Here is a 26249-nt window from a genome sequence, read left to right as displayed (position 1 = left end):
CCGTGCCCTTCCGCACCTCACGGCCGCTGCGTTTCGGGGACTGCGACCCCTCGGGCATCGCCTATTTCCCGTCCTACCTGAACATCCTCGTCGGTGTTCTCGATGAGTTTTTCGGCACGGTCGGCGCGCCGTGGAAAGAGCTCGTCGGCGAACGCCGCATCGGAACGCCGACGGTGCGGCTCGACCTCACCTTCGTCCATCCCGGCTTCCACGGCGACATACTCGGCTTCGAGCTGTTCGTCCGGCGCGTCGGCCGCTCGTCGCTCGACCTCGAGCACAAGGTCTCGGCCGCCGGCACGCTGCTCTGGAGCGCCCGCCACAGCGTGGTCGCCACCTCGCTCGACACCCACAAATCTCTCGCCTGGCCGGACGACCTCCGCGCCGCGCTCGAAAGCCGCCTGGAGACATCAGATGCATGAGATCCTGCAACCCGAAGGCTGGGCCAAGCCGATCGGCTATGCCAACGGCGTCGCCGCGACCGGGCGCACCATCTTCGTCGGTGGCCAGATCGGCTGGAACGCGCAATGCCAGTTCGAGACCGACGACTTCGTCGGCCAGGTACGCCAGACGCTGGAGAACGTCGTCGCCGTGCTGAAGGCCGGCGGCGCCGAGCCGCACCACATCACCACCATGACCTGGTACTTCACCGACAAGAAGGAATACACCGAAAACCTGCGCGGCCTCGGCCAGGCCTATCGCGACGTGATCGGCCGCCACTTCCCGGCCATGGCCGCCATGCAGGTGGTGGCGCTGGTCGAGGACCGCGCCAAGATCGAGATCCAGGCCACCGCCGTCGTTCCGGAATAAGCGATGAGCGCGACGCGATTTTCCGAGAGCGTTTCGGGCAGTATCCGTGAGGGCGTGCTCGTCGTCACCATCGACAATGCGCCCGTCAATGCGACCTCGGCACATGTCCGGCAGGGGCTTGTGAAGGCGCTGGACCACGCGACGGCGGTCGGCACGGTGGCGGGCGTCGTCATCACCGGCGCCGGCCGCACCTTCGTCGGCGGCGCAGACATCAAGGAATTCGGCAAGCCGCCGGTCGAGCCGACGCTGCCCGAGGTCATGCGGCGCATCGAGACTTCCAGCAAGCCGGTGGTTGCAGCCGTCAACGGCGCTGCTCTCGGCGGCGGCTGCGAGATCGCACTCGCCTGCCATGGCCGCATCGCCGGCGAGGCCGCGAGCTTCGGCTTGCCCGAGGTCAAGCTCGGCATCGTGCCCGGCGCCGGCGGCACCCAGCGCCTGCCGCGCCTGGTCGGCCTCGTTGCAGCCATCGACCTGATCGGCAGCGGCCGCACGGTCCGGCCGGAAGAGGCCCTCAAGCTCGGCCTCGTCGACGGCATCGCCGCCGACCACCTGGTAACCGCCATCGCGCTGGCAAACGACATGGCCTCCGCACCGTTGCGGCGCACAGGCGGCATCCAGATCGCTGTGGCCGATGCCGCGGCGGTCGAGGCTGCCGCGAAGAAGGTGCTGGCCAAGGCGCGCGGTCAGGCGGCACCTGCCGAGGCGGTGCGCCTTGTTATGAAAGCATCCGAGGCTAGGCTCGCGGATGGCCTCGCCGATGAGCGCTCCACCTTCATCCGGCTACGCGATTCCCGCGAGGCCGCAGCCCTTCGCCACGTCTTTTTCGCCGAGCGACAGGCCGGAAAGGTCGACAAGCTCGACAGCGTCGCCCCGCGCAAGTTGGAAACGATCGGCATCGTCGGCACCGGCCTGATGGGCGCCGGCATCGCGGTGGCGGCGTTGACAGCTGGCTACCGTGTCGTCGGCGTCGAGCAGACCGAGGAAGCCGCTGCCAAGGGGCGCGAGCGCATCTCGAGTATCCTCGACAAGGCGGTGCAGTCGGGCCGCCTCGCCGACGCAGCCAGCAACGACTGCCTGGCCCGGCTCGACGTCACTTCGGACGCCGATCGGCTGGCATCGGCCGATCTGGTCATCGAGGCCGTGTTCGACGATCTCGCGGTCAAGACCGAGCTGTTCCAGCGGCTCGACGGCATTATCCGTCCAGATGCGATCCTCGCCACCAACACCAGCTATCTGAACCCCGACGAGATTGCGGCTGCGACCGCGCATCCCGACCGCGTCGTCGGCCTGCACTTCTTCTCGCCGGCCAACATCATGCGGCTGGTCGAGGTCGTCGACTGCAAGGCAACGTCACCCGACGTGCTGGCAACCGCGCTTGCCTTCGCCAGGAAGCTCGGCAAGCTGCCTGTTGTCTGCGGCGTGACAGAGGGCTTCATCGGCAACCGCATCTTCTCGGCCTACCGCCGCGAGGCGGAGTTCATGGTCGAGGACGGCGCCGCACCCGCGGAAGTCGACGCAGCGCTCGAGGCCTACGGCTTCCCGATGGGCATCTTCACCGTCTACGACATGGCCGGGCTTGAGATCGCCTGGGCGCGACGCAAACGCCAGGCAGCGACGCGCAATCCCAGCGCGCGTTATGTCGAGATTGCTGACCGGCTGTGCGAGGCTGGCCGCTTCGGCCGCAAGACGGGCAAAGGCTGGTACGACTATTCGTCGGGCGAAAAAGCCGTCGACCCCGAGGTGACGGGGCTGATTGCGGAGGCGCGGACGGCAAAGGCAATTGTCCCCCGCGGCTTCACGCCTGAAGAGATCGTCCGCCGCCTGCTGCACGCCATGGCCGAGGAAGGCAAGACCTTGCTCGCCGAGAGCATCGCCGCGCGGTCGAGCGACATCGACCTGGTGATGATCAACGGCTACGGCTTTCCGGCCCACAAGGGTGGGCCGATGTTTGCCGCGGAAGGCAACGCGTAACCACTTCGTACGCGCTTCCTCCCGTCTTGAGATCAGGTGCGCGGTGCCGCGTCTCCGCCCGGCTGCTGCCGCTGGCTGGCCTTGGCGTGCCAGTCGAAGTCGATCGACCCTTCCTCGGCCTTGTGGAAATACTGCGAGCAGACCAGCCAGCCCTTCAGCGGCCGCAACAGCGCCATGCAGCTCAGTATGGTCAGCGGCAAGGTGGTGAACACGTGCACCCACAGCGGCAGGCCGAAGGTCATCTGGAACCAGACGCCGAAGCCTAGCGCGGGCACTGCGGCGATGGTCATGGCGAAGAAGGCCGGTCCATCGGCGGGATCGGCGAAGGAATAGTCGAGGCCGCAGACTTCGCATCGCGGCGCAAGCTTCAGGAATCCCGAGAACAGGTGCCCCATCTGGCAGCGGGGGCAAAGGCCCCTGATGCCGGTCTTCATCGGATTGTCGGTGGGCGTGAAGCCCTCCGCGGAAAATTGCGATTTTGACATCCTCGCCTCCTGTGCAGGGATCTCGAATTGTTGCCGTTGCCCGGACGGGCTTCTGCCTGCTGCATACATAGGGCGCAACGCACTTGCGCGCAAGAAGCAATATGCATATAATTAGCATACACTCCATTCAATATTGATCAACTGAGTGGATTGTATGGATGCGCCGGTATGCCGGCGCCTCCATGGGTCAATATGTCCGCGTCGACTTTTTGTGCCGTCGCGATCAGGATGGCGCAATTGTGGGAGGATGCATACTATTCGCTGGAAGGCTGCGGCTCTTTCGGCGCCGTCCAACCGTGGCGAGCATCGTGTTGTGCTTGCAGAGAGGTCCTAGATGTTTGGCCTGACAGCGCTGGAACTGGCTCGCATTCAGTTCGGCTTCACCATTTCCTTCCACATCATCTTTCCGGCCATCACCATCGGACTCGCGAGTTACCTTGCGGTGCTGGAAGGGCTGTGGCTCTGGAAGCGCGATACCGTCTATCGCGACCTCTACCATTTCTGGTCCAAGATATTCGCCGTCAACTTTGCCATGGGCGTCGTCTCCGGGCTGGTGATGGCCTACCAGTTCGGCACCAACTGGAGTTATTACTCGGCCTTCGCCGGCAGCATCACCGGGCCGCTGCTCGCTTATGAAGTGCTGACGGCCTTCTTCCTCGAGGCCGGCTTCCTGGGCGTCATGCTGTTCGGCTGGAATAAGGTCGGTCCGGGCCTGCACTTCTTCTCGACCGTCATGGTGGCCATCGGCACGCTGATCTCGGCCACCTGGATCCTCGCCTCCAACAGTTGGATGCAGACCCCCCAGGGCTTCGAGATCGTCAACAATGTCGTCGTGCCGGTGAACTGGTTCGAGGTGATCTTCAATCCCTCCTTCCCCTACCGCTTGGCGCACATGACGGTGGCGGCGTTCCTGGCAACTGCGCTTTTCGTCGGCGCCTCGGGCGCCTGGCACCTGTTGCGCGGCAACGACAACAGCCGCGTGCGCACCATGCTGTCCATGGCCATGTGGATGCTGCTCTTCACAGCGCCGGTGCAGATATTCATCGGCGACCTCCATGGGCTGAACACGCTCAAGTACCAGCCGGCCAAGATCGCCGCGATCGAGGGACATTGGGAAAACAAGCCCGGCGAGGGCGTGCCGCTGATCCTGTTCGGCTGGCCCGACATGAAGAACGAGACCACCCGGTTTGCCCTGGAGGTCCCCAATCTCGGCAGTCTCATCCTCACCCGGAAGTGGGACGGCCAGTTCCCCGGCCTGAAAGAGTTCGCTCCGGAGGACCGGCCGAATTCGACCGTCGTCTTCTGGAGCTTCCGCGTCATGGTCGGCCTCGGCATGCTGATGCTTTTGCTCGGCGTCTGGGGCGCGTGGCTGCGCTGGCGCAGCCGCATGTACGAGGCTAGGTTCTTCCTGCGCTTCGCCATCTGGATGGGACCGGCGGGGCTGATCGCCATCCTTGCCGGCTGGTACACGACCGAGATCGGCCGCCAGCCCTGGATCGTCTACGGCGTCATGCGCACCGCCGACGCGGTCTCGAATCAGTCCGCCCTGTCGATGAGCGTCACGCTGATCGTCTTCATCGTGGTCTACTTCATCGTCTTCGGGACCGGCGTCCGCTACATGCTGAAGCTGGTCGGCAAGGGTCCGGAGGACCACGAGCAGGAGTCGCCGGACGATACCGGCCGCCCGGCCCGGCCGCTGTCGGCGGCGCCGGATCAGATGGACATGTTCGCGGCCGCGCATCAGGACAAGAGAGGCTGACACGATGGGCATCGATCTTCCCGTAGTCTGGGCCGTCATCATCGCCTTCGGCCTCATGATGTATGTCGTGATGGACGGTTTCGATCTTGGCATCGGCATCCTGTTCCCCTTCGTGCGCGATCGCGAGGACCGCGACGTCATGGTCAACACCGTGGCCCCGGTGTGGGACGGCAACGAGACCTGGCTGGTGCTGGGCGGTGCGGCGCTGATGGCGGCCTTTCCGCTGGCCTACGCGGTCGTGCTCAGCGCGCTCTACCTGCCACTCGTGCTCATGCTGCTCGGCCTGATCTGGCGCGGCGTCGCCTTCGAGTTCCGCTTCAAGGCAGACGAGCACCACAAGCCGTTCTGGGATCGCGCCTTCGCGGGCGGATCCTACGTCGCCACCTTCTTCCAGGGGGTGTCGCTGGGCGCATTTCTCGACGGCTTCCCGGTCGTCAATGGTGCCTATGCGGGCGGTGCGCTGGACTGGATCACCCCATTCAGCCTGTTCACCGGGGCCGGCCTCATCGTCGCCTATGCGCTGCTCGGCAGCACTTGGCTCATCATCAAGACGGAAGGCGCGCTCTACCAGCGTATGGTCGCCCTCGCGCGCCCGGTTACGCTGACCCTGCTCGGCGTCATCGGCATCGTCAGCCTGTGGACGCCGTTCGCCCATCCGGACATCGCCGGGCGCTGGTTCAGCTTCCCGAACATCGTCTTCTTCTCGCCGGTCCCGGTCCTGGTCCTGGTCAGCGGCTGGCTGATCCTGCGCAGCCTGCAGGGCGCGCCGCATGCCGGGCCTTTCATGCTGACGCTGTTCCTGCTGTTCCTCGGCTACAGCGGGCTCGGCATCAGCCTGTGGCCCAACATCATCCCGCCGGACATCACCATCCGCGAGGCGGCAGCCCCCGTCCAGAGCATGGGCTTCACGCTCGTCGGGGCGCTTTTGATCATTCCCTTCATCCTTGGCTACACGGCGTGGTCCTATTACGTCTTCCGCGGCAAGGTGAAGGCCGGAGAGGGATATCACTGATGGCGGTTTCGTCTCAGGCGCCGGCCTCCTGGCCGAAACGGGTCGGCTGGCTGGCCCTCATCTGGACCGCGAGCGTGCTCGCCCTCGGCGCGGTGGCGCTCGCGTTCCGCCTGCTGATGAACCTCGCGGGACTGACCGTCTGATACCAGGGAAGGCCTCATGTACACGAACGTCCAGCCGGCGCTTGCGCCGCGCGATTTCCATGACCGGGTCTATGTCGGCGAGGTGCTCCGTTTCGCCGCGCTTCGATCCGTGCAGGAACTGGTCGAATTCACGCGCGGGTTCCTGGAGGATGCATTTGCCCCCTTCAAGCCGGTCGAGATCCACCGCCACCTCAGCCACCAAGAGCAGACCGAGAGCTTTGCGCAGCGGCAGCGCGATTTCGCGGGCCTGCCGGAGGTCCGGCGCCTGTGGCGTGCCGTGTTCGAGGCGATAGGGCTCGACGCGGAGGGTCTGGCACGCGACAGCCTCTATCTGCGCTTCCAGCCGCACCAGGACCCGGGCACCCTCGTTCCGCGCGCCCGCACCACCGCAACCATCGCCTTCCACCGCGACACCTGGGGCTCGAACCTCTACGCCCAGACCAATTGGTGGGCGCCCATCTACGACATCACCGAAGGTCGCACCTTCGCCATCTATCCGTCGCTGTGGGATCAACCCGTGGCCAACAGCAGCGCCGACTTCGACCTGGCCGCCGTTCTCGATCGATCCAGGGCAGGCGGACGCAACGCCAACGATGCCGATGCGGCGATCCCGCATCTGACCGAACAGCTCGATGTTGCCGATGCCACGCCGGTGGTCATCGCCCCCGGCGAACTGATCGCGTTCTCGAGCGCGCATGCTCATGCCGGCGTCCCCAATTCGACGGGCCTGACGCGCATCTCGCTCGAGACGCGCACGCTATGGATCGACGACCTGCGCTCGGGGCGCGGCGCTCCCAATGTCGACGGATTTGCAAAGTGGATGTCGCCCGGCATGTTCCGGCGCGTCAGCGACGAGGCTCCACTCAACGACCTGCTCGGGCTGAAGCGCCTGGAGCCCTTTGCCGGCCCCTTCGCGCCGGCGTCTCAGACCACCATCGCCGACAATGCCGACCGCTGATTGATGAGGCTGGCGATGGCCTGAAGGCTGGCCTCCAGCGCAGCGTGGTCGGGGGCGGCGCCGAGCCCGAGTCGGACAGCCTCGGGAACCTGATCGGCACGCGAAAAGGCATCGCTGGTGACCACGCCGACGCCGGCCGAGCGCAGGCGCGCGGCGAATTCGCCGCGGTTCCAGTGACCGGGCAGTCGCAACCAGGCGTGGAACCCTTCGGGGTCGGCCTGGACCAGATCGGCCGGGAGGAGGTCGGCCACCATCGCCTGCCGCTGCCGCGCGTCGGTGCGGATCGCGGCGAGCACCGCCTGCGCGATACCGGTCTCGATCCAGCGGGTCGCGATCGCAGCGGTGAGCGGCGACGCCATGCCCGATGTGGCGCGGACGGCTGCCGTCAGCTGTGCTGTGCGGCGCGTCTCCGGGGTGACCAGATAGGCAACTCTCAGCGATGGAGCCACGCACTTGGCGAGACCCGCCACGTGATAGACGATGTCGGGCGCAAGCGCGGCGAACGGCGCCACGGGCTTGGCCGGCAAGGCGCCGTAGGCGTCGTCCTCGATGATCGGCACATTGTGTTTGCGGGCGATCGCGACGATCGCTTCCCGGCGTTCCAGCGGCAGCGTCGCCGTCGTCGGGTTGTGAAGCGTGGGATTGCTGTAGAGCGCCTTGGGCGGCGCCTTGCGGCAGATCTCGGCGAAGGCTTCGGGGATGATTCCGGCCGAGTCCATCGCGACCGCGCTGACGCGGATGCGCAGATGCTCGGCGGCGGCAAGCAGGCCGGGATAGGTCAGGGCTTCGGCGCAGATCGTCTCGCCCGGTCCGGCCAGCGCGCCGAGCAGGGCGAGCAGCGCGCCCTGCGCGCCAGGGCAGACGAGCAGTCGGCCGGTGGCGATCTCGCCGAGGCGCGGCGCCAGCCAGGTGGCACCGGCCGCCCGGTCGCGCGAGGTGCCTCCGGCCTCCTGGTAGCGCATCAGGAGTTCCAGCCCGTTGTCGCCCCTGAGGTCGCTGATCTCGTCCCACATTCGGGTAGCCAGGTCGAACTCGTCGAACCGGGGCGGCAGGTTCATGCTCATGTCGACCAGGCCGCTCGGGGTCGACACCGTACCGGCAGGCCGCCGGGAACGGACATAGGTCCCCTGCCCGACCCGGCCTTCGATCAGGCCACGCCGGCGCGCTTCGGTGTAGGCACGGCTCACGGTGGTGAAGTCGATGCCGAGCTGTTCGGCCAGGGTTCTTTGCGGTGGCAGGCGCGTCCCGGCCGGCAGGCGCCCGGACGCGATGTCGACCGCCAGCGCATCGGCAATGGTGAGGTAGAGCGGTCCCGATGCCTTGGAGATCGAGGGTGACCAGGTCATGAGCCTATCGCGATACAGTTTTCCATATATATGGATAATGTATGCTCATTGCGGCAAATTCAAGCCCACAATGGCCGGTTGGGCAGCGCCATACGGCTTTGCGAGACCAAATCCCGGAATGCCAGCAATTTGGATCGAGAAGGGAGCATCCGCGGCCGTGGCCCCTGGCCGCGGATGCTTTTTGACACCTAGAAGCTCACGGCGAGCTTGGCGTCGATACCGTGGTCGGACACGCCCGAGGCGAGCTGCCCGGTATAGCTGATGCCGAGCGTAGTCTTCGAGGCGATGTCGAAGTCGATGCCGGCGCCCAGGACCGCAGCATCCCTTGCGATCGGCGCGCCGGTGATGTCGAACCCGCCACTGCCGTCGAAGGCGAAGGACGAGGTCGGCGCGACGTCGCCGAAGGCGTGCCGCCACCCAAGCGTTCCGTGGATAGTGGCGCTGGCAGAGCCCAGTGCAAGATCGGTCGAGCCGCGCACGCCGAGCGTGGTGAAGGTTAAGTCGCTGCTCGTCGCCTCGCTGGACAGCGCGGCAGCGCCTCCCGCTTCAGTGAAGGCGTCGGTGCGCAGGTTCACATAAGTTAGGTTCGAGAAGCCCTCGACGGTGAAGCGTCCGGCATCCAGCTTATAGCTGGCTTCGCCGAAGACCTGGGCGGTGCCGCCGTCATATTTGGCCGACAGCGCGTCGCTGAAGCCGGCAAAGTCGACCGCACGAGACGTGTCGAAACGGTGCCAGACATAGCCCGCCCCGACCGTCAGGCCGAAAGGTCCGGCTCTCGTGCCGGCATGGATGCCGACATGATAGTTGTCGCTGTCGCCGCTGGAGCCGCCATTGGACGTCTCGAAGGACGAACGGCTGTAGCCGCCGATCACGCCGATGCGCCAGGCATTGCCCACCAGCGCATCGCCGCCGACCAGGAGGCCGCCGGTGCTGCGGTCGAAGCCGAGATTGCTGGCATCCGCATTGCTGTCGCTCCATGAGCCGAAGGCGCGGGTCCACAGTGCGAAGCGGTCGGTGTCGGCCGGCGCAAGCTCGAGGCCGTCGTCGCCATAGGCCATGACCGGCATGCTTGCCGCACTCGCCTCGCCGAAGGCTTGGCCGATGCGGCTTGCCGCAACATCCAGCATGATGTTGCCGTCCTGGATCATCATGCCCTTGGCCGAGGAATGCACCTCGCCCGACATTTGCTCGAAGGCTTGCTGCGCACCGGCCTCGTCGAGATTGACCACCGCTGCGTAGGCCGCATTGCCGAAGCCCAGGCCTTCGAGCGCCGCAGCCGTGGCCGCCTGGTTCGGCGTCGCTCCGACGTCGGCGAAGCTGATGTCGTTGCGGCTGAGCGTCAGCGTCACGTCGTTGGTGCCATAGGCGAGCGTCGGGTCGAGGAAGGCGAGGCTGGAGCTCACATCCGCGAAGGTGCCGTTCACGCCGCCGTCTGCGGTGACGATCCTGTAGCTGGTCTGCGGCACATAGTTGTTGCCGCTCGCCAGCGTCAGCACCGAACCGCCTGCGAGCATGGCCTTGCCGGTTGCCGCGACCTTGTCGCTCTCGCCCTTGTCGTTGGCTTCCACCTCGAAGCGTGAGCCCGCCTCGAAGGTGATGTCGCCGGCGACGTTGATGGTGCCGATCGAGTTGCCCGGCTTCAGTATGCCACCGGAGGCGACGACCGTGTTGCCGAGCGTGCCGGACCCGCCGAGTACTGCGCCCGAGCCGATCGTCGTCAGCTTCGACGAGGCGATCGAGCCGTTCACGGCCAGAGTGCCGGCATTGACGGTCGTCTCGCCGGTGTAGCTGTGGGTGCCGTCGAGCACGAGGCCGCCGAGGCCGATCTTGGTGAGACTGCCGGTGCCGGAGATCTCCTTGCCGATGCCGACGACATTGCCCGCATCGGCAATGTCGAGCGAGCCGCCGCCCGCTTCGAGCATGACGTTGCGGTTGAGGCTCGTCATGTCCTTGCCGACGATGCGCAGGCTGGCGCCATCGAGCCGGAGCTTCGCCTGTTCGCCGCCGAGGGCCGCATCCTCCTCGACGACGACGGTGCCGCCATCGGCCACCTTGAGCTCGCCGATGAAGCTGTGGTCGTCGACGCAATAGTCGCGGATCGCCTGCTGGAATCGCGGGTCCGTGCCCTTGCAGTCGAGCAGGGTCTTCTTCTCGGCGTCGGTGAGGCCGGCCAGGATCGGCAGGCCATTTTCGTCGGAGATCTGGCCGAGATAGATGTCGTCGCGCATGTTGTTGCGGGTGAGGAAGAACTCCTTGCCTTTTTCGGCAAAGGTCGAGGCATCCTTGCCCCAGACGACGCGCGTCTTCTGCGTCCCGTTGTCGTCATAGGTTTCGAGCTGCGGCCCGACCCAGCGCACTGTGTGCGCCACCGGTTCGTGGTCGGAGAGCGGCTTCCTGGTCCCGTCGGGCAAGGTGACGTAGCTCACGTCGGTGATGACGCCGAGATAGGGATCGTTCTCGTCGTCGTTGATCTGCCACCACTTGCCGAAGGGCCGCGAGGCCAGGAAATGGTCGATCTTGACGCGGTGCCAGGAGGCCCAGGTGTTGGTGGCATCCTCGCCATGCGAGGGCCAGGTCACGCTGCCGTCGTTCAGCGCGTGCGGCGAGAACTGCTCGCGTTCGCTCGGCAGCTGCAGCAACTGGTACTGCTTCTTCAGGATGTTCATGGTCTGCGGCAGATTGCCAGCCACGGGATACGTCTCGTCGGCGAACAGATCCGGCGGAATTGGCGCCGCGGCGATCTCGGCAGCAGTCTTGCCCTTCCACTGGGCGATATAGGCATCGAGTGCAGCCTGGTCCTTGGCGTACTGGCGCAGCAGGCTGAGATAGAAACTGTTGCTCGCGGTCCTGACGTAGGTCCTCAGCAGCAGCTGCTGCTGGCTGATCGAATGCAGGCCGCGCTCGGACACGTCACCGGCATTGAAGTCGCCGGTCAGGATGATCGGCGCCGAGGCGGACGCCGCCCACTGGTTCAAACCCTTGGCCTCGTTGATGCGATTGGTGGACGGATCGTAGTAGTTGAGGTGGGTCGTGGCGACATAGCTCTGCGGCCGGCTTTTCGTGGCGTCCAGCAGCACATAGCTCGCGGCGTCGCCCAGCCTGTTGGCGCCATTTGTACCGGGCAGGCGCGAGAACAGGCCGACGTCGCCGTCCTGTCGGGTCCCATAGGTGCCGAGCCCGGCTCCGCTCAGGATGCCGGGAATGTCACGGACATAGGTGCTGTTGGCCCCAAGCTCCTGAAAGGTCAGGATGTCGTAATTGCCCTTGATGAAGAAGTCCGACATCACGCTCGGATTGGCCTTGAACCTGTCCACCCAGGTGTTGAGCGTGAGAATCCTCAGCGAATCTTCGGCCGCGTGCGCTGCTGTCGCCGAGATGGCAAGCGCGGTGCCGCACAGAAGGCCGGCCATGGCGTTGCACAAGCGACTGCGCGGTTGGCGGCTAATCGAGGGCGGGGCTCCTGCCGCGCAGCCTTTGGGGGTCGTCATCGCGTAACTCCTTTGTGTGCGATGCGACAGCAACTGTCACGAAACTGCCAAGGCAGACGTGCGAATGACATGTTGTTGTCGTCGAAAAGTACGGAATCGGACATTAGTGACGTTAGATGTCACTTTTACAACATTTTCCCCAGGGCGGTTTGCCGCTCGCGCATGGACGGGATGAAACCGGCGCGTGAATTTGCTAGCAGGGTCAGAGGGACAGGAAATCAATGGCGACTGCGGGCAGGCTCGACATGGCGAGGGACAGCAGGAAGTCGGGCCGGCAGGCGCACCTGCTCAGCCATCTGGAGCAGAACCACTACGTTTCGATCGAGGAGATCACTACGCTTTACGGGGTGACGACGCAGACGGCGCGGCGTGACATCATGGCCCTCGAGGAGCAGGGCAAGGTACGCCGCCTGCACGGCGGTGCGACGATCTCGACGCCCGTCGAGCCGTCGGTGCTGCGCCAGAGGCGCGTCGACAACGCCACCGCCAAGGAACGCATCGGGCTGCTTACAGCCGAACTCATTCCCGACGGCTCGGCCGTCTTCATCGACACCGGCACCACCTGCGAGGCGGTGGCGCGCGCACTGGTCAAGCGGCGCGACCTGCGCGTCGTCACCTACAGCCTCAGGGTCGCGACCACGCTCAGCGAAAGCACCGACTTCGCCATTGCGGTGCCCGGCGGCTTCGTGCGCCAGGTCGACGGCGGCGTCTTCCGCGAGGAGACCGCCGATTACATCCGGCGCTTCAAGTTCGACGTCGCCATCATCTCGGTCAGCGGCATCGACCACGAAGGCGACATTGGCGACGACGACCACGCCGAGGTCGCTGCCGTTTCGGCGGCCATGGCGCAGGCGGGCCGGGTGATCCTGGCCGTCGACAGTTCCAAGTTCGGCCGGCGTGCGCTGGTGCGGCTCGCGTCGCTTCGCGACATCCATACGCTCGTCACCGAAACGCTGCCACCCGAGCCGCTGCTCGGGCGCCTGCACGAGAGCAGCGTGCAGGTCCGCACATAGTCCCGTTTAGCCGGGTTCTGGTAGAGAAAGGCCCTTGACCTTCCCGTGCGGGAAGGCCGCATGGTCCGCCTCGTGTTTAAGGGCAACCAGGAGGTCCACTATGTGCTCTAGTCACCAGCATCACGATGACGTCGCTGCCGACGCTTCGGTCAAGGGCGTTACCTTCAAGGTCGACGACATGACCTGCGGCCACTGCGCCGGCACGATCAAGAAGGCGATCGAGCACACGCTGCCCGGTGCTGCGTTCTCGATCGACCTGGCGAGCAGGCAGGTGACGGTGGCCGGCGATGCGGCGCTCGCCGAGAAGGCGATCCAGACGGCCGGCTACCAGCCCGAGCGCCTCGCTCACTAACTAAACTGCGCCGGTCTTTTTGGGGCCGGCGCAGCCTTTTTCCTGGCTACGGTATCCACCTTTGCCATCCGTTGGACCCGCATGCAGCAGGCCGACGCGATGGGTTGCGTCGCTTGTTCCCCTGCCCGTCAGTTTCTGGTGATGTTGCCCAGGAACGCCTTGGCCCGGTCGGTGCAGGGGCAATCGAAGAATTCGCCCGGCTCGCCCGTCTCGATGATGCTTCCCTTGTCCATGAACACGACGCGGCCGGCGACGCGTCGGGCGAAGCCCATTTCGTGGGTCACGACCACCATGGTTGTGCCGGAGCGCGCGAGGTCGATCATGACGTCGAGCACCTCCTTAACCGACTCCGGATCCAGCGCCGATGTAGGCTCGTCGAATAGCAACACGTTCGGTCGCATCGCCAGCGCACGCGCGATCGCGACGCGCTGCTGCTGGCCGCCGGACAGCGCCGACGGTAGCTTGGCGGCGTGCTGGGCAACGCCGACGCGCTCCAGCAACTGCATCGCGTGCTCTTCGGTCTCCCGCCGGCTACGGCGGCGAACGATGCGCGGCGCGAGCGTGACGTTGTCCAGCACCGACAGGTGCGGGAACAGGTTGAAGCTCTGGAACACCATGCCCACGTCGCGGCGCAACCTGCGCAATTCCCGCGCCTTGTAGCCGACCGCGACCCCGCCGATCGCGACGTCGCCCTCCTGCCACTCCTCGAGACCGTTCAGGCACCTGAGCAGGGTCGACTTGCCCGAACCAGACGGGCCGCAAAGCACCGTGCAGGTGCCGCCGTCGATGTCCAGCGACACGTCGCGAAGCGCCCGCCAGGAACCGTACCATTTGGACAGCGAGCGGACGGCGATGGATGCGTTGGCTGTCATTGTGCTTTCCTTCCGCCATTCGGCGCACGCGATTGGGCCCGCTCGGAATCGCGCTCCATTCGGGCGCTTACCTGGGACAGGCCGAAACAGAGGCTCCAGAACACCAGTCCGACGAAGACGTAGCCTTCGGTTGCGAGCCCCAGCCAGGCGGGGTCCGACAGGGCAGCGGTGACGATGTTGAGCAGGTCGAACAGGCCCACCACCATCACATATGTGGTGTCCTTGAGCAGCGAGATCGCCGAGTTGACAATGCCCGGCAGAACCGCGCGCAGCGCCTGCGGCATGATGATGTAGCCCTGCATCGCCCAGAAGCCGAAGCCGAGCGCATTGGCCGCCTCGCTCTGGCCTCGGCCGACGCTTTGCAGGCCGCCGCGGGCAACCTCGGCGAGATAGGCCGCCGAATAGAGCGTGATGCCGGTCATGGCGAGCGTCAGGCGCGGGAACTCAACGCCCGGCGGCAGGAATAGCGGCAGCATGATCACCGACATGAACAGGATGGCGATGAGCGGCATGCCGCGCCAGAACTCGATGAAGCCGGTGGCGATCAGCCGGATGGCCGGCAGCTTCGAGGCGCGGCCGAGCGCCAGCAAAATGGCGATGGGGAAGGAGAACACGAAGGCGCCGATGCCGACCACCATCGTCAGCAGCAGGCCGCCCCACTTCTCCGATGGGACGGCCGCAAGACCGAGCACGCCGCCCGCGAGCAGCGCGAAGGCCAAGACCGGGTAGGCGCAGAAGCCGCCGACCAGGACCTTGCTCCGGCCCGGAAAGTCCGGTGCCATCGCCAGGAGCAGCAGCAGCGGCGGGGTGACCAGCACCATCCATGCGCGCCAACGTTCGGCCTCGGGGTAGAAGCCGAAGGCGAATTGCGGCAGGCGGTTGACGATGAAGGCCCAGCAGGCCCCGTCGGGATTGCAGCCGGCGCGGTCCGTAGCCACCCAGGTGGCGTTGACGAATGCCCAGTCGATGATCCGAAGGCCGAGCGTCCAGGCGAGATAGGCCAGGCCGAGGCTGACCGCCGTGCCGAAGGGATTGGCGACCACGGTGGCCAGCAACCTGCGCACGGCGGTAGTGGGCACGAGCGGGCTCGAAGTTCCGGAAACGGAAGAATGGGCCATGGCTCAACGCTCCACCAGTTTGACGCGACGCCCATAGGCGCTGGTCGCCAGCGCCACCGTCGTGCTGAGGGCCAGATAGACGCATGCGGTGATGACCACGATCTCGACCGCCCTGCCCGTCTGGTTGAGCGAGGTTCCGAGGAAGACGTTCACGAGATCGGGGAAGCCGACCACGGTCGCGAGCGCGGAGGCCTTGATGAGATGCGTGTACTGGTTCGCCAGCGGCGGAATGATCACCCGCATCGCCTGGGGAACGATGACCAGCCGCAGGATCAGCTTCGGCGGCAGCCCGAGGGCGAGCGCCGCCTCCCGCTGCCCGCGTCCCACCGACTGCACGCCGGCGCGGACGATCTCTGCGACGAAGGCGGAGTTGTAGATGGTGAGCGCAGCGACCAGCGAGACGAACTCGGGCATCAGCTTGAGGCCGCCCTTGTAGTCGAAGCCCGCGAGCACGGGGATTTGCCAGTCGAGCGTGGCGATTGCGACGGCATTTGCGACAAGCCCGCCGGCGATGAGCACAAGGCCGAAGCGCGGGGCAGATTCGCCGCGCGCCTGGGCACGGCCGCGGGTCACCCATCCCGCAACGATTGCGGCGATGCCGGCCGCGACGACCATGGCGACGGCGATCGCCATGGCGTCGCCGGCGACCGGCGCCGGCAGATAGAGGCCGCGGTTGCTAAGGAAGCCGAAACTGCCGAGGCCGATCGCCTCGCGCACCGTGGGCAGCGAACGCAGCACTACCGCCTGCCAAAGCAGAAGATGCAGCAGAAGCGGCAGGTTGCGGACGATTTCGACGTAGCCGCGGGCCACGTACCTGACCGGGGCGCTGGGCGACACCCGCGCAAGCCCGACCGCGAATCCCAGGATCGTGGCGGCGGTAATTGCCAGGGCCGCCACGAGCAGGGAGTTCAAAAGGCCTGCGAGGAAGACCCGGCCATAGGTAGAGGTCGGGTCTATGGAGATCAGGCTGAAGGCCATCTGGAAGCCGGCTTCCTGCCAAAGGAAGTCGAAGCCGGAGGCGAGCCCACGCGCCTGCAGGTTGACGACGGTGTTGCGTACGACGAACACCGCCAATGCCGCGACGAGCAGCAGGACTGCCGCCTGCTGCAGGATCGCCTTGCGTCGTGCCCACCTTTGCCTCGGACCGAGATGCGGCTGGGCGTCAGCCTCGTCGCTTTCCGCGCCGCTCCAGATGCCGGTGGCCATGTTCTGGTCCGAGACAGCCATGGGTCGACCTCAGCGTACCGGGGGAGCGTAGAGCAGGCCGCCCTTCGACCACAGCTCGTTCTGGCCGCGCGCCAGCTTGACCGGGCTGCCGGCGCCGAGGTTGCGGTCGAAGATCTCGCCGTAATTGCCGACCGACGAGATCACCTTCACCACCCAGTCGTTGGCGAGGCCGAGCTTGGCGCCGAAATCGCCGGTCTTGCCCAGCATGCGCTGGATTTCCGGGTTCTCGGAACTGGAGGCCAGCTCCGCCACGTTCTTGGAGGTAATGCCCTTCTCCTCGGAGTTGATCAGCGTGAACAGGGTCCAGGCCGCGACGTCGCGGAAGGCCGGGTCGTCCTGCTGCACGATCGGGCCGAGCGGCTCCTTGGCGATGATCTCGTCCAGGATCACGTAATCATCGGGCGCCGACAGTCCGAGGCGGCTTGCCGCCAGCCCGCCGCGCTCGTTGGTGTAGGCGTCGCAGCGCCCGGCCTCGAGATTGGCGAGGTTCTGCTCGCGGCTGTTGGTGACGATGGGCGTGTATTCGAGCTTGTTGGTGCGGAAATAGTCGGAGAGGTTGAGTTCGGTCGTGGTGCCGGCGGAAACGCAGATCGATGCGCCGTTAAGGTCGGCGAGCTTGGTGACGCCGAGGCTCTTCTTCACCAGGAAGCCCTGGCCGTCATACATGTAGACGCCGGCATAGTCGAACTTCATCTCGGTGTCGCGGGTGTAGGTCCAGGCGGCGGCGCGGGCCAGCATGTCGACGCTGCCCGACTGCAGGGCGGCGAATGCATTCTTGAATTCCAGCGGCGCGAATTTGACCTTTTCGGGATCGCCGAACATGGCGGCGGCCACCGCGCGGCAATAGTCGACCTCCAGGCCGGCCCACTTGCCCGAGGCGTCGAGCGTGCTCAGCCCGATGGTCGTGCCGGTGCTCGTGCCGCAGATGAGCTCGCCGCGGTCCTTGATGGCCTTGACCCTGTCGCCTTCGCCGGCGAGCGCCGAGGTGGCCATCACGCTCAATCCGACGATCCCCCAAAGCATGGTTTTCTTCATGGCAAATCTCCTCCTGCCGTTTGGTCTTTTGGATTGTGTCCTGTCGCCGGGGCTTCCCGGCAACCGGTTATTCTGCCGCTGCTTCCCGATCGAAACCGTAGCGGTCGAGCCCGATCTCGATGTCCTCCAGAAGGTCGTCGGCATGTTCGAGGCCGATGCTGAAGCGCAGCAGGGCCCCCTTCTCGCGCCACGGGGCAACGGTGCGGGCTCCCTCGAGTTGCACCGGTGCCACGAGACTGTGCAGGCCGCCCCAGCTTGCGCCGATGCGGAACAGCCTGAGTTCCTCGATGAAGCTCGACAGCCTGCGCATGTCCCGTGGTTGCAGTATCACCGAGAAGACGCCGCAGGCGCCCTGGAAATCGCGCCGCCAGATGGCATGGCCGGCGTCGCCGGGCAGCGGCGGATAGAGGACGCGGTCGACGCTGGGATGCTCGGCCAGGCGGGTGGCGATCTTCAGCGCCGAGGCGCTCTGGCGCTCCAGGCGAGCGGCGAGCGTGCCGAGACCGCGTAGTGCCAGGTAGCAATCCTCCGGCGAGACACCGAGGCCGAGGAAACGGGCGGCGTCCTTGATGCGCCGGAAAAGCTCCTCCGTGGCCACGGTGACGCTGCCGAGCAGAAGGTCCGAATGGCCGCCGACATGTTTCGACAGCGCCTGCACGGCGATATCGGCGCCGTGGCTCAGTGCCTTGAAGCCAAGCGGCGAGGCCCAGGTGCCGTCGACCGCGACGAGCGCGCCGTGAGCATGGGCGGCTTTTGCGATCGCCGGAAGGTCCTGGACTTCCATGGTGAACGAGGCGGGCGATTCCACCCAGACCAGGCGGGTGTTCGGGCGCATGAGAGCGGCGATGCCGGCACCGGCGAGCGCATCGTAGAACGTCGCTTCGATACCGAGGCCCGACATGAATTTCTCGGCCGACGAGCGCGATGGCCCGTAGACGGGATCCGGCAGCAGGACATGGTCGCCGGCGCGCAGCAAGGCAAGGTTGGTGACCATGATCGCCGCCATGCCGGACGGCACGATCAGGCTGCGGGCGCCGCCTTCGAGTGCGGCGATCTGGGTGGCCAGGTTTCGCGACGCCGGATGACCGTAGAGGCCGTAGGAATAGCCGTCGTAGAACTGAGTGTGGCGCGAAAGGAAGCTCTCCACCGTCGGAAACACGATCGTCGAAGCGCGATGGACCGCCGGCGTCAACGCATTGAAGGGCAGGGCGTCGACGGCGGTGTGAAGAAGACGGGTTTCGTCGTGCATTCGAGCCTCTTGGTGGAATTCAGTCCGTGGCTTGCCGCTGCTGTCTCGCAGCCGAAGGCACTCGCCGCGCGGCTGTGCGCGGACGTGCCCCTTTCGAGCAATCTTGCTGCCGGTTCCCCGGCGGTTTGGGTCAGCGGGCGAGACGCTCCGGCTGATAGCCGGCCGTCAGGATCGCCTTTTCGGCAATTGCCGCGTCGCCGGCGACGGTCACCTGCCTGCTTTCCAGGTCGATCGAGAAGGCAGCGCCGGGCAGCGTGTGCTCGATCGCCTTGCTGATCGTGCCGGCGCAATGGCCGCAGGTCATGTCCTCGACTTTGAAGGTCACGCCCTTGACCGCGGCGTCTGCGACGACGCCGTCGTGATGCTGGTGGCTAGAGCACATTCGATCCTCCCCCGAGTAACTCTTCCGTGATCTGGACCTTGCACCCTTCCAGCACTGGAAGGTCAAGCGCCATTTCGGGGGAAAATTAAAGGCCTCTCCGGCGTCGGTTGCTGGCTGCCGGGCGGCGGCGCGGAGTTTGCTCGGCAGCACTCGGAAATGATCTCGGAAACTCTTCGAAAAATGCGAGGACGAGACGAAGCCGCAGGCGACGGCGACGTCCATGATCGGCATGGCTACGGCAGCGACGCGCTCGCCGCCCAGAAGGAGCGCGGTGTCAGCCGCAAGCGCGCCTGCTTCCGGCTCGATGAGCCCGCTGGCGGTCTATGGCGGCGAGGCGATGTCGGTGGACGGCCGCGTCGTCGACCTGACGAGGCCTTCGGCAGACGCTCCCGTGCGAGTGGGGGAGCGTTGCGCCTACGACTCATCGGGCGAACGCGTCCGGCTCTAGCATCGAACGTCAATCCGGGCTGTTCAAGGCGGCTCTGATTCAAGCAACCAGCATGCCGCGCGTCCGACAGGAGGCGCGGCGTCCCGATGTGGCGGCAGTCTGCGCATGCCACATATTGCAACATCTGCTTGCCAATGTGACGGCAATGCCGCCACATTGGCCCCATGTCCGACTCGCAGAACCACAAGGCGCTCGCGCCGCGCCGCCACGATGAAATTCTGAGGCGCCTGGCCGCCGACGGCTCGGTCGGGATCACCGAGCTTGCCGCCTTCTTCGACGTGTCGCGGGAGACCATCCGCCGCGACATGAAATTCCTGGCCGAGCGCGGCCAGCTCGACCTCGTCCATGGCGGGGCGACGCTGTTCGAGGCGACCGAGCCGGCGCTGACCCTGCGCAGCCAGGAAAATGCCGGCGGCAAGGCGGCGATCGGCCGCGCCGCGGCAGCGCTCGTCGAGGACGGCATGGTGGTGTTCCTCGATTCCGGCACCACCACGCTTGCCGTGGCCCATGCGCTCACAGGCAAGCAGAACCTGACCATCTGCACCACCAGCCTGACGATCGCGCTGCACATGTGCCGCCAGCCGCATGTGCGCGTGCACATGCTGGGCGGCGAGATCGATCCGTCGGATGAGGCCGCGGTCGGCATCGACGCGCTCGACGCCATCGGCCGTTTCCGCATCGACGTCGCCTTTCTCGGCGGCGGCGCGCTGTCGCCCGACGGCGAGGTCACCGACTTCACCCGCAACGGCTCCGAGCAGCGCTCACGCATGGCCGCCACCGCCGCCCGCGCCTATTTCGTGCTCGACAGCTCCAAGTTCGGCCGGCTGACGCCGCTGCGCATCCAGCGTTTCGAACTCGCCGCCGGCGTTATCGTCGACGCCCCTCCCCCCGCAACCATGGTCGAGGCCCTGGAGCGCAAGGGGCCAAAGGTGATCGTCGGGGAGTAACTGGAGGGATCGGCGAGGCGGCAACGCTGCCGCCCACGCCTGTTTGCCCAGGGTCAGGTCAGCTTCCGCCGCCGTTCCAGCTCCGCTTCCGTCGGCGTTTCGAACTCGAACGAACCGGTGACGATCTCGCCGTCGCGGACGTATTTGTTGACCGTCACGCCCGTGCCGGAAACCTTGGACGACACCAGCTTCAGCGCCGACGGCAGGGCAGCTTCGCCGAACAGGCGCTTGCCCTTGCCCAGCACCAGCGGGAAGATCGAGATGCTGAGCTCGTCGACCAGGTCGCTGGCGAGCAGGGTCTTGAGGAAGTCGGTCGAGCCCTGGGTTAACAGGTCGGGACCGTCCTCGTCCTTCAGCTTGCGCAGGGCGGCAACGGCGTCCGGGCCGAGCGAATGGCTGTTTTGCCACCCGAGCTTCAGGTCGGGATTGCGGGTCGCGACATATTTGTTGATACGGTCGAACAGCGGGCCGATGGGGTCGTCGGCGTCGACATAAGGCCAGTGCGCGGCGAAGATGTCCCAGGTCTTGCGACCGAGCAACAGGTCGAAGGGTCTGGCGAACATCTCGCCCACTGCCTCTTCCAGCGTCTTGTCGAAATAGGGGGCGACCCAGCCGCCATATCTGAAGCCGCCGATCGGGTCCTCGTCCGGTCCGCCCGGCGCCTGCATGACACCGTCGAGGCTCATGAATGCACCCACCACGATCTTTCTCATGCCATTCTCCTTCGTCGGCCCAGCCGGCTCTACGTCTTGAAGACGTTCGACCGCGGGCCGTTCCGACAGACTAGTGAAAATTTCTGGGTTCTGGCACAGGCGATGTGTCGAATGTGATTATTTGTTGCATATAATGTTGCATTTTGTGGCAACAGCGATATGGTAGTGACCATCACCTGTAGGAGGTTTCATCATCATGGCGCAGGAATTCCCGACGCAGGCTCGCGTCGTCATCGTCGGCGGCGGCATCATCGGCTGCTCGGCCGCCTATCACCTGACAAAGCTCGGCTGGACCGACGTCGTTCTGCTCGAGCAGGGCCAGCTCAGCGGCGGCACCACCTGGCATGCCGCCGGCCTCGTCGGCCAGCTGCGCAGCCACGCCAACATGACGAGCCTGATCAAATACTCGACCCAGCTCTACAGCGAGCTGGAGGCCGAAACCGGCCTTGCCACCGGCTGGAAGAACTGCGGCTCGCTGTCGGTGGCCCGCAGCGCCGACCGCATGACGGTGCTGAAGCGCACCGCCGCGTCCGCCCGCGCGCAGGGTGTCGACATCGAGGTGATCTCGGCGAAAGAAGCACAGGAGAAGTGGCCGGTCATGGCGATCGACGACCTCGTCGGCGCGGTCTGGCTGCCCGGCGACGGCAAGGCCAACCCGACCGACCTCACCCAGTCGCTGGCCAAGGGCGCGCGCAACCGCGGGGCGCGGGTCATCGAGCGCGTCCGCGTCACCGGCATCAAGACCAAGGACGGCCGGGCAACGGGCGTTTCCACCGACAAGGGCGACATCGCCGCCGAGATCGTGGTCAACTGCGCCGGCCAGTGGGCACGCAAGGTCGGCGCGATGTGTGGGGTGACGGTGCCGCTGCATTCGGCCGAGCACATGTATATCGTTACCGGCAAGATCGAGGGCGTGCACCCGGACCTGCCGGTGCTGCGCGATCCCGACGGCTACATCTATTTCAAGGAAGAAGTCGGCGGCCTGGTCATGGGCGGCTTCGAGCCCGAGGCCAAGCCGTGGGGCATGAAAGGCATCCCCGACGACTTCGAGTTCGCGCTCCTGCCCGACGACTGGGACCAGTTCGAGATTCTGATGCAGAACGCGCTGGTGCGCGTGCCGCAGCTGGAGACCTCCGAGGTCAAGAAATTCTACAACGGCCCCGAGAGCTTCACCGCCGACAACAACTTCATCCTCGGCGAGGCGCCGGAACTCAAGAACTTCTACGTCGGCGCCGGCTTCAACTCGATGGGCATCGCCAGTGCCGGCGGGGCCGGCCGGGCCTTGGCCGAGTGGATCGTCAATGGTGCCGCGACCATGGACCTGTGGCCGGTCGACATCAGGCGCTTTGCCGGCTTCAACAACAACCCGCGCTGGCTGCACGACCGCGTCAAGGAAACGCTCGGCCTGCATTACGCGATGCCATGGCCGAACCGCGAACTCGACACGGCGCGTCCCTTCCGCCGCTCGGCGCTCTATGACCGGCTGGCCGCCAGGGGCGCCTGCTTCGGCTCCAAGATGGGCTGGGAGCGCGCCAACTGGTTTGCCGCGCCGGGCGAGGAGCCCGAGACCGAATATTCCTTCGGCCGCCAGAACTGGCATGGTGCCGTGCAGCGCGAGATGAAGGCCACCCGTGAGGCCGCCGGCATCTTCGACCAGACCTCGTTCGCCAAGATCATGGTGCAGGGCCGTGACGCGGCGTCCGTGCTCAACCACGTCTGCGCTGCCGACATCGACGTCGAGGTCGGCCGCTCGATCTACACCGGCCTGCTCAACGAGCGCGGCGGCTACGAGAGCGACCTGACAGTCATGCGCCTCGGCCGCGACAAGTTCCTCATCGTCACCGGTTCGGCCCAGGCCGTGCACGACGCCGACTGGATATCGAAGAACATCCCCGAGGATGCGCATGTGACGCTGACCGACGTCACCTCGTCCTATGCCGTGCTGGCACTGATGGGGCCGCGCTCGCGCGACATCCTCGCCAAGCTGACCTCGGCCGATCTCTCCAACGCCGGCTTCCCGTTCGCCACCATCCGCGAGATCGACATCGGCTACGCCACCGCCTATGCCAACCGCATGACCTATGTCGGCGAGCTTGGCTGGGAGCTGATCGTGCCGACCGAATTTGCCGCTGGCGTCTATGAGGCGCTGCACGAGGCTGGTCGCGAGCATGGCCTCACCGACTGCGGCTACTACGCGCTCGAGGCGCTGCGCATCGAAAAGGGCTTCCGCGCCTGGAGCCGGGAGCTGACGCCCGACATCAATCCCTACGAGGCCGGCCTCGCCTTCGCCGTGTCGATGGACAAGCCTGGCGGCTTCATCGGCAAGGAAGCGCTGGCCGCCGCCAAGGCCGCGGGCAAGCTCACCCGCCGCATCGTGCAGTTCACGCTCGACGACGCAGCCCCGATGCTCTGGGGCGGCGAACTGATCCTGCGCGACGGCAAGCCGGTTGGTGAGGTTCGCTCGGCGGCGTACGGCCACACGCTCGGCCTTTCGGTGGCGCTCGGCCTCATCCACAACGAGGCCGGCGTCGACAAGGACTTCATCGAACGCGGCCGCTTCGAGATCGATCTGGCGGGCGAGCGGCACACGGCGACCGCCCATCTCAAGGCGCCCTACGCCCCCAAGTCGGAGCGGGTGAAGGCCGACGGCACCGAGTTGCGCGAAGCGGCCTGAAACGGCGAATTGGAACCCTCCCCCGAGTTGCCCCTCCCTCGCAGGAGGGGGGGCTCTCTTAGATGCGGGAGTCGGCGACCGTGCCGCGGATAGGGCCAGGCATGGCACCGGCTGCGTTGCAGGTCAGGCCGGTGACGAAGGCGCGGCCAGTACCTTGGCTATGAAGTCGGCGCCGAGCTCCGCGCCTTGCGCCGTGATGGTGTGCCCGACGCCCGGCAGAATGACGCTTTGCGCTTCGAGCCCATGTTCGCGCAACGTTGCCGCAGCTTCGGTCGAGCTTGCCGCGGGGATCACCGCATCGGCCGCGCCATGCACCAGGAGCGCGCGCGTCGAGCCGGTTGGTGCCAACGGACGCGGCGACGCGAGCCTGCCTGAATAGGCCACGACCGCGGCAACCGGCCAACGCCCCGAAGCCACCGCGTCGAGCGCCATGATGGAGCCTTGCGAAAAGCCTACGAGGGCGACGCGGTCGAGCCGTTTCGACAGCCCGTGCCGGTCGATGATGTTGGCGAGGACATCGTCGAAGGCCGGCCTTGCGGCAGCGATGCGCTGCGGTCGGTTGGCCTCCGTAACGCCGGCGACGCTGAACCATTGCCGGCCCTGGCCGCCGCCGTCGAAGGCGGACGGGCCGTCCGGCGCCGCGAAGTCCGCGAGCAGGACGTGCTGCCAGCTCTGGGCAAGGGGCATGAGGTCGGCGCCGCGGCTGCCGACGCCGTGCAGGAAGATGACGAGACTGTTGGCGGGCGACGAGGTCATGGGAGGTTTCCTGCTGCTTTCGGCTTCGTAGGTCAAAGGCTCAGATCGGCCAGGTCGGGCCCGTCCGGAACGATGCCGTTCGGGTTGAGCGACTTGATGGAATAGTAGCCTGTCTTGATGTGGCCGATGTTGACAGTGGAGCGGACGCCGGGAATGGCGAGCACGCGCTTCATGTAGGCCGTCAGGTTTCGATATTCGGAGAGGCGGCGCAGGTTGCACTTGAACAGGCCGTGATAGGCCGCGTCAAAGCGCACCAACGTGACGAAGAGGCGGATATCGGCCTCCGTGAATGGTGCACCGAACAGGAAAGGACCATTGGCCAGCCGCGCCTCCAGTTCGTCCAGCATGGCGAACACGCCGCGATAAGCCTCCTGATAGGCCAGTTGCGTGGTGGCGAAGCCGGCCCGGTAGACGCCGTTGTTGAGGGCCGGATAGATGCGCTCGTTCAGCGCGTCGATGTCGTCGCGCAAGGGGGCGGGGTAGAGGTCGAAACTCTCGTCGGCCAGCGCTCCGAACCCGGCATTGAACATGCGGACGATATCGGCGGACTCGTTGTTGACGATCGTCCCCAGCTTCTTGTCCCAGAGGACGGGCACCGTCGCACGACCGGTGAAGTCGTCGTCGGCCAGGCTGTAGAGTTCGTGCAGGTAGGTGGCGCCGTTGAGTTCATCGCGGTCGGCGCCGGGATGCTCGCCGAAGCGCCAGCCCTGGTCGGTCAATGCCGGCTCCACAACCGACACCGAAATGATGTCTTCGAGTTTCTTGAGCTTGCGGGCGATCAGCGTGCGCGATGCCCATGGGCAGATCAATGCGACGTAGAGGTGGTAGCGTCCCGGCTCGGCGGCAAAGCCAGCCGCGCCGGTCGGGCCGGCGCTGCCGTCGGGCGTGATCCAGTTGCGGAAACTGGAAATCTGGCGGACGAAACCGCCCTCGGCGTCCTTCGCCTGGACCGGTTGCCAGTCTTCGGTCCACTTGCCGTTCACAAGCATGATGGGGCTCCGTTCGCGAATTGGTCGGGCGGCGGCACTCCTGCCCGGCAGGGGCCGCCGCCGGGTTAGGTCAGACCCGCGCCTTCTGCAGGGCGTAGGCGCCGTTGCCGAGCAGCGCCAGCGAAGCGAGGGCGACGGCCCAGAACGCCGGGAATTCCCAGCCGCCATTCGGATTGCTGAAGAAGAAGCCGGCCGCGCCGTGCGGGGCATAGATCGATCCGAGCAGGATCGGGATCAGCGCGACCGAGACCCAGCGGGTCCAGACGCCGGCAATGAGGGCAAGGCCGCCGAGCAGCTCGGCTGCAATGACCAGATAGGCAAGCGGGCCGGGAAAGCCGATGCTCTCGAAGAAGCCGGCGGTGCCCGCCGGGGTGAAGACGAAGATCTTCAGGCCGGCATGGGCCAGGAACAGGATGCCCATGCTGACGCGCAGCAGGAGGGCGGCGAGATTGGCGTTGTTGGTCTCGGTCATGGTTCGGGTCCTCTATTTTGGTTGATTGAGATG

The 26249-nt window shown here is 66.1% G+C and carries 25 protein-coding genes and 1 pseudogene; 12 read left to right on the top strand and 14 right to left on the bottom strand.

What is annotated here, in order from left to right:
* The first annotated feature begins 2 nt into the window (after nt 1–2).
* Genes J2X50_RS14445 through J2X50_RS14435 form a run of 3 tightly spaced genes read left to right on the top strand, consistent with a single transcriptional unit; the run spans nt 3 to nt 2778 of the window.
* Entirely contained in the window at nt 3–419 is a 417-nt protein-coding gene (locus J2X50_RS14445; RefSeq protein ID WP_429095990.1) for an acyl-CoA thioesterase, read from the top strand.
* Nucleotides 412–807, top strand: coding sequence for a RidA family protein (locus J2X50_RS14440; RefSeq protein WP_340037220.1), 396 nt, complete (start codon nt 412–414; stop codon nt 805–807). Before J2X50_RS14445 ends, J2X50_RS14440 begins: the two co-directional genes overlap by 8 nt.
* 3 nt (nt 808–810) lie before the next feature.
* Nucleotides 811–2778: a 3-hydroxyacyl-CoA dehydrogenase NAD-binding domain-containing protein gene (locus J2X50_RS14435; protein WP_429095988.1), complete on the top strand. Its 1968-nt coding sequence runs from the start codon at nt 811–813 to the stop codon at nt 2776–2778.
* 32 nt (nt 2779–2810) lie between these two features.
* Here J2X50_RS14435 and J2X50_RS14430 read toward each other — a convergent pair whose 3' ends face one another.
* Entirely contained in the window at nt 2811–3263 is a 453-nt protein-coding gene (locus J2X50_RS14430; protein WP_429095987.1) for a DUF983 domain-containing protein, read from the bottom strand.
* A 334-nt stretch (nt 3264–3597) separates the two neighbouring features.
* On the opposite strand from J2X50_RS14430, the gene J2X50_RS14425 reads away from it, so the two are divergent.
* From J2X50_RS14425 to J2X50_RS14410, 4 genes are read left to right on the top strand one after another with little or no spacing between them, the layout of a single operon-like run.
* Nucleotides 3598–5022 (top strand): cytochrome ubiquinol oxidase subunit I, encoded by a 1425-nt coding sequence (locus J2X50_RS14425; RefSeq protein WP_429095985.1) that lies wholly within the window; start codon nt 3598–3600, stop codon nt 5020–5022.
* A gap of 4 nt (nt 5023–5026) precedes the next feature.
* The gene (gene cydB, locus J2X50_RS14420) at nt 5027–6034 is read left to right on the top strand and encodes a cytochrome d ubiquinol oxidase subunit II (RefSeq protein ID WP_429095984.1); all 1008 of its coding nucleotides are present in this window, start codon (nt 5027–5029) and stop codon (nt 6032–6034) included.
* Entirely contained in the window at nt 6034–6177 is a 144-nt protein-coding gene (locus J2X50_RS14415) for a DUF2474 domain-containing protein (protein ID WP_429095983.1), read from the top strand. The genes cydB and J2X50_RS14415 overlap by 1 nt, the downstream gene beginning before the upstream one ends.
* Nucleotides 6178–6193: 16 nt before the next feature.
* Nucleotides 6194–7135: a hypothetical protein gene (locus tag J2X50_RS14410; protein WP_429095982.1), complete on the top strand. Its 942-nt coding sequence runs from the start codon at nt 6194–6196 to the stop codon at nt 7133–7135.
* On the opposite strand, the gene J2X50_RS14405 is transcribed toward J2X50_RS14410, so the two are convergent.
* Nucleotides 7102–8481: a PLP-dependent aminotransferase family protein gene (locus J2X50_RS14405; RefSeq protein ID WP_429095981.1), complete on the bottom strand. Its 1380-nt coding sequence runs from the start codon at nt 8479–8481 to the stop codon at nt 7102–7104. The genes J2X50_RS14410 and J2X50_RS14405 overlap by 34 nt on opposite strands.
* Nucleotides 8482–8669: 188 nt before the next feature.
* Nucleotides 8670–11891, bottom strand: a complete 3222-nt coding sequence (locus J2X50_RS14400; protein ID WP_429095980.1) for an autotransporter domain-containing protein — start codon at nt 11889–11891, stop codon at nt 8670–8672.
* Between the two features lie 299 nt (nt 11892–12190).
* Between J2X50_RS14400 and J2X50_RS14395 the strand changes: the two genes are divergently transcribed.
* Complete coding sequence (locus tag J2X50_RS14395; protein ID WP_429095978.1) at nt 12191–12982, top strand: DeoR/GlpR family DNA-binding transcription regulator; 792 nt, start codon at nt 12191–12193, stop codon at nt 12980–12982.
* Between the two features lie 100 nt (nt 12983–13082).
* Nucleotides 13083–13334: a heavy-metal-associated domain-containing protein gene (locus J2X50_RS14390; RefSeq protein ID WP_429095976.1), complete on the top strand. Its 252-nt coding sequence runs from the start codon at nt 13083–13085 to the stop codon at nt 13332–13334.
* A gap of 128 nt (nt 13335–13462) precedes the next feature.
* Here J2X50_RS14390 and J2X50_RS14385 read toward each other — a convergent pair whose 3' ends face one another.
* The 7 genes and pseudogenes from J2X50_RS14385 to J2X50_RS14355 form a co-directional block, all read right to left on the bottom strand.
* A complete protein-coding gene (locus tag J2X50_RS14385) occupies nt 13463–14206 on the bottom strand; it encodes an amino acid ABC transporter ATP-binding protein (RefSeq protein ID WP_347968069.1) in 744 nt (247 codons plus the stop codon).
* Nucleotides 14203–15324, bottom strand: a complete 1122-nt coding sequence (locus tag J2X50_RS14380; protein ID WP_429095975.1) for an amino acid ABC transporter permease — start codon at nt 15322–15324, stop codon at nt 14203–14205. Before J2X50_RS14380 ends, J2X50_RS14385 begins: the two co-directional genes overlap by 4 nt.
* 3 nt (nt 15325–15327) lie before the next feature.
* Nucleotides 15328–16551: an amino acid ABC transporter permease gene (locus J2X50_RS14375; protein WP_429095973.1), complete on the bottom strand. Its 1224-nt coding sequence runs from the start codon at nt 16549–16551 to the stop codon at nt 15328–15330.
* A gap of 9 nt (nt 16552–16560) precedes the next feature.
* Nucleotides 16561–17586, bottom strand: a complete 1026-nt coding sequence (locus J2X50_RS14370) for an amino acid ABC transporter substrate-binding protein (protein WP_429095971.1) — start codon at nt 17584–17586, stop codon at nt 16561–16563.
* A gap of 67 nt (nt 17587–17653) precedes the next feature.
* Complete coding sequence (gene metC, locus J2X50_RS14365; RefSeq protein WP_429095969.1) at nt 17654–18835, bottom strand: cystathionine beta-lyase; 1182 nt, start codon at nt 18833–18835, stop codon at nt 17654–17656.
* 130 nt (nt 18836–18965) lie between these two features.
* A complete protein-coding gene (locus tag J2X50_RS14360; protein WP_429096186.1) occupies nt 18966–19217 on the bottom strand; it encodes a heavy-metal-associated domain-containing protein in 252 nt (83 codons plus the stop codon).
* 138 nt (nt 19218–19355) lie between these two features.
* Nucleotides 19356–19439: pseudogene (locus J2X50_RS14355) on the bottom strand (hypothetical protein); the annotation flags it as partial.
* A gap of 49 nt (nt 19440–19488) precedes the next feature.
* Between J2X50_RS14355 and J2X50_RS14350 the strand changes: the two are divergent.
* Nucleotides 19489–19665 carry a hypothetical protein gene (locus tag J2X50_RS14350; RefSeq protein ID WP_429095968.1) on the top strand — a complete coding sequence of 59 codons (177 nt, stop codon included), beginning with the start codon at nt 19489–19491 and terminating at the stop codon, nt 19663–19665.
* A gap of 164 nt (nt 19666–19829) precedes the next feature.
* Nucleotides 19830–20612, top strand: coding sequence for a DeoR/GlpR family DNA-binding transcription regulator (locus J2X50_RS14345; RefSeq protein ID WP_429095967.1), 783 nt, complete (start codon nt 19830–19832; stop codon nt 20610–20612).
* A gap of 53 nt (nt 20613–20665) precedes the next feature.
* On the opposite strand, the gene J2X50_RS14340 is transcribed toward J2X50_RS14345, so the two are convergent.
* Nucleotides 20666–21325, bottom strand: a complete 660-nt coding sequence (locus J2X50_RS14340) for a dihydrofolate reductase family protein (RefSeq protein WP_429095965.1) — start codon at nt 21323–21325, stop codon at nt 20666–20668.
* Nucleotides 21326–21521: 196 nt separating this feature from the next.
* Between J2X50_RS14340 and J2X50_RS14335 the strand changes: the two genes are divergently transcribed.
* On the top strand, nt 21522–23999 hold the full coding sequence (locus J2X50_RS14335; RefSeq protein WP_429095964.1) for a GcvT family protein: 2478 nt from the start codon (nt 21522–21524) through the stop codon (nt 23997–23999).
* Nucleotides 24000–24122: 123 nt separating this feature from the next.
* Here J2X50_RS14335 and J2X50_RS14330 read toward each other — a convergent pair whose 3' ends face one another.
* The 3 genes from J2X50_RS14330 to J2X50_RS14320 form a co-directional block, all read right to left on the bottom strand.
* Complete coding sequence (locus J2X50_RS14330; protein ID WP_429095962.1) at nt 24123–24755, bottom strand: alpha/beta hydrolase; 633 nt, start codon at nt 24753–24755, stop codon at nt 24123–24125.
* Nucleotides 24756–24787: 32 nt separating this feature from the next.
* Nucleotides 24788–25744 carry a glutathione S-transferase family protein gene (locus J2X50_RS14325; protein ID WP_429095960.1) on the bottom strand — a complete coding sequence of 319 codons (957 nt, stop codon included), beginning with the start codon at nt 25742–25744 and terminating at the stop codon, nt 24788–24790.
* Between the two features lie 70 nt (nt 25745–25814).
* On the bottom strand, nt 25815–26216 hold the full coding sequence (locus J2X50_RS14320; RefSeq protein ID WP_429095958.1) for a DoxX family protein: 402 nt from the start codon (nt 26214–26216) through the stop codon (nt 25815–25817).
* Nucleotides 26217–26249: the final 33 nt, after the last annotated feature.

It is taken from the genome of Aminobacter sp. BE322, from assembly GCF_050433525.1.
Taxonomy (GTDB): domain Bacteria; phylum Pseudomonadota; class Alphaproteobacteria; order Rhizobiales; family Rhizobiaceae; genus Aminobacter.
The sequence above is the reverse complement of the archived record's forward strand: the minus strand, read 5'-3'. Positions and strand labels throughout refer to the sequence as shown.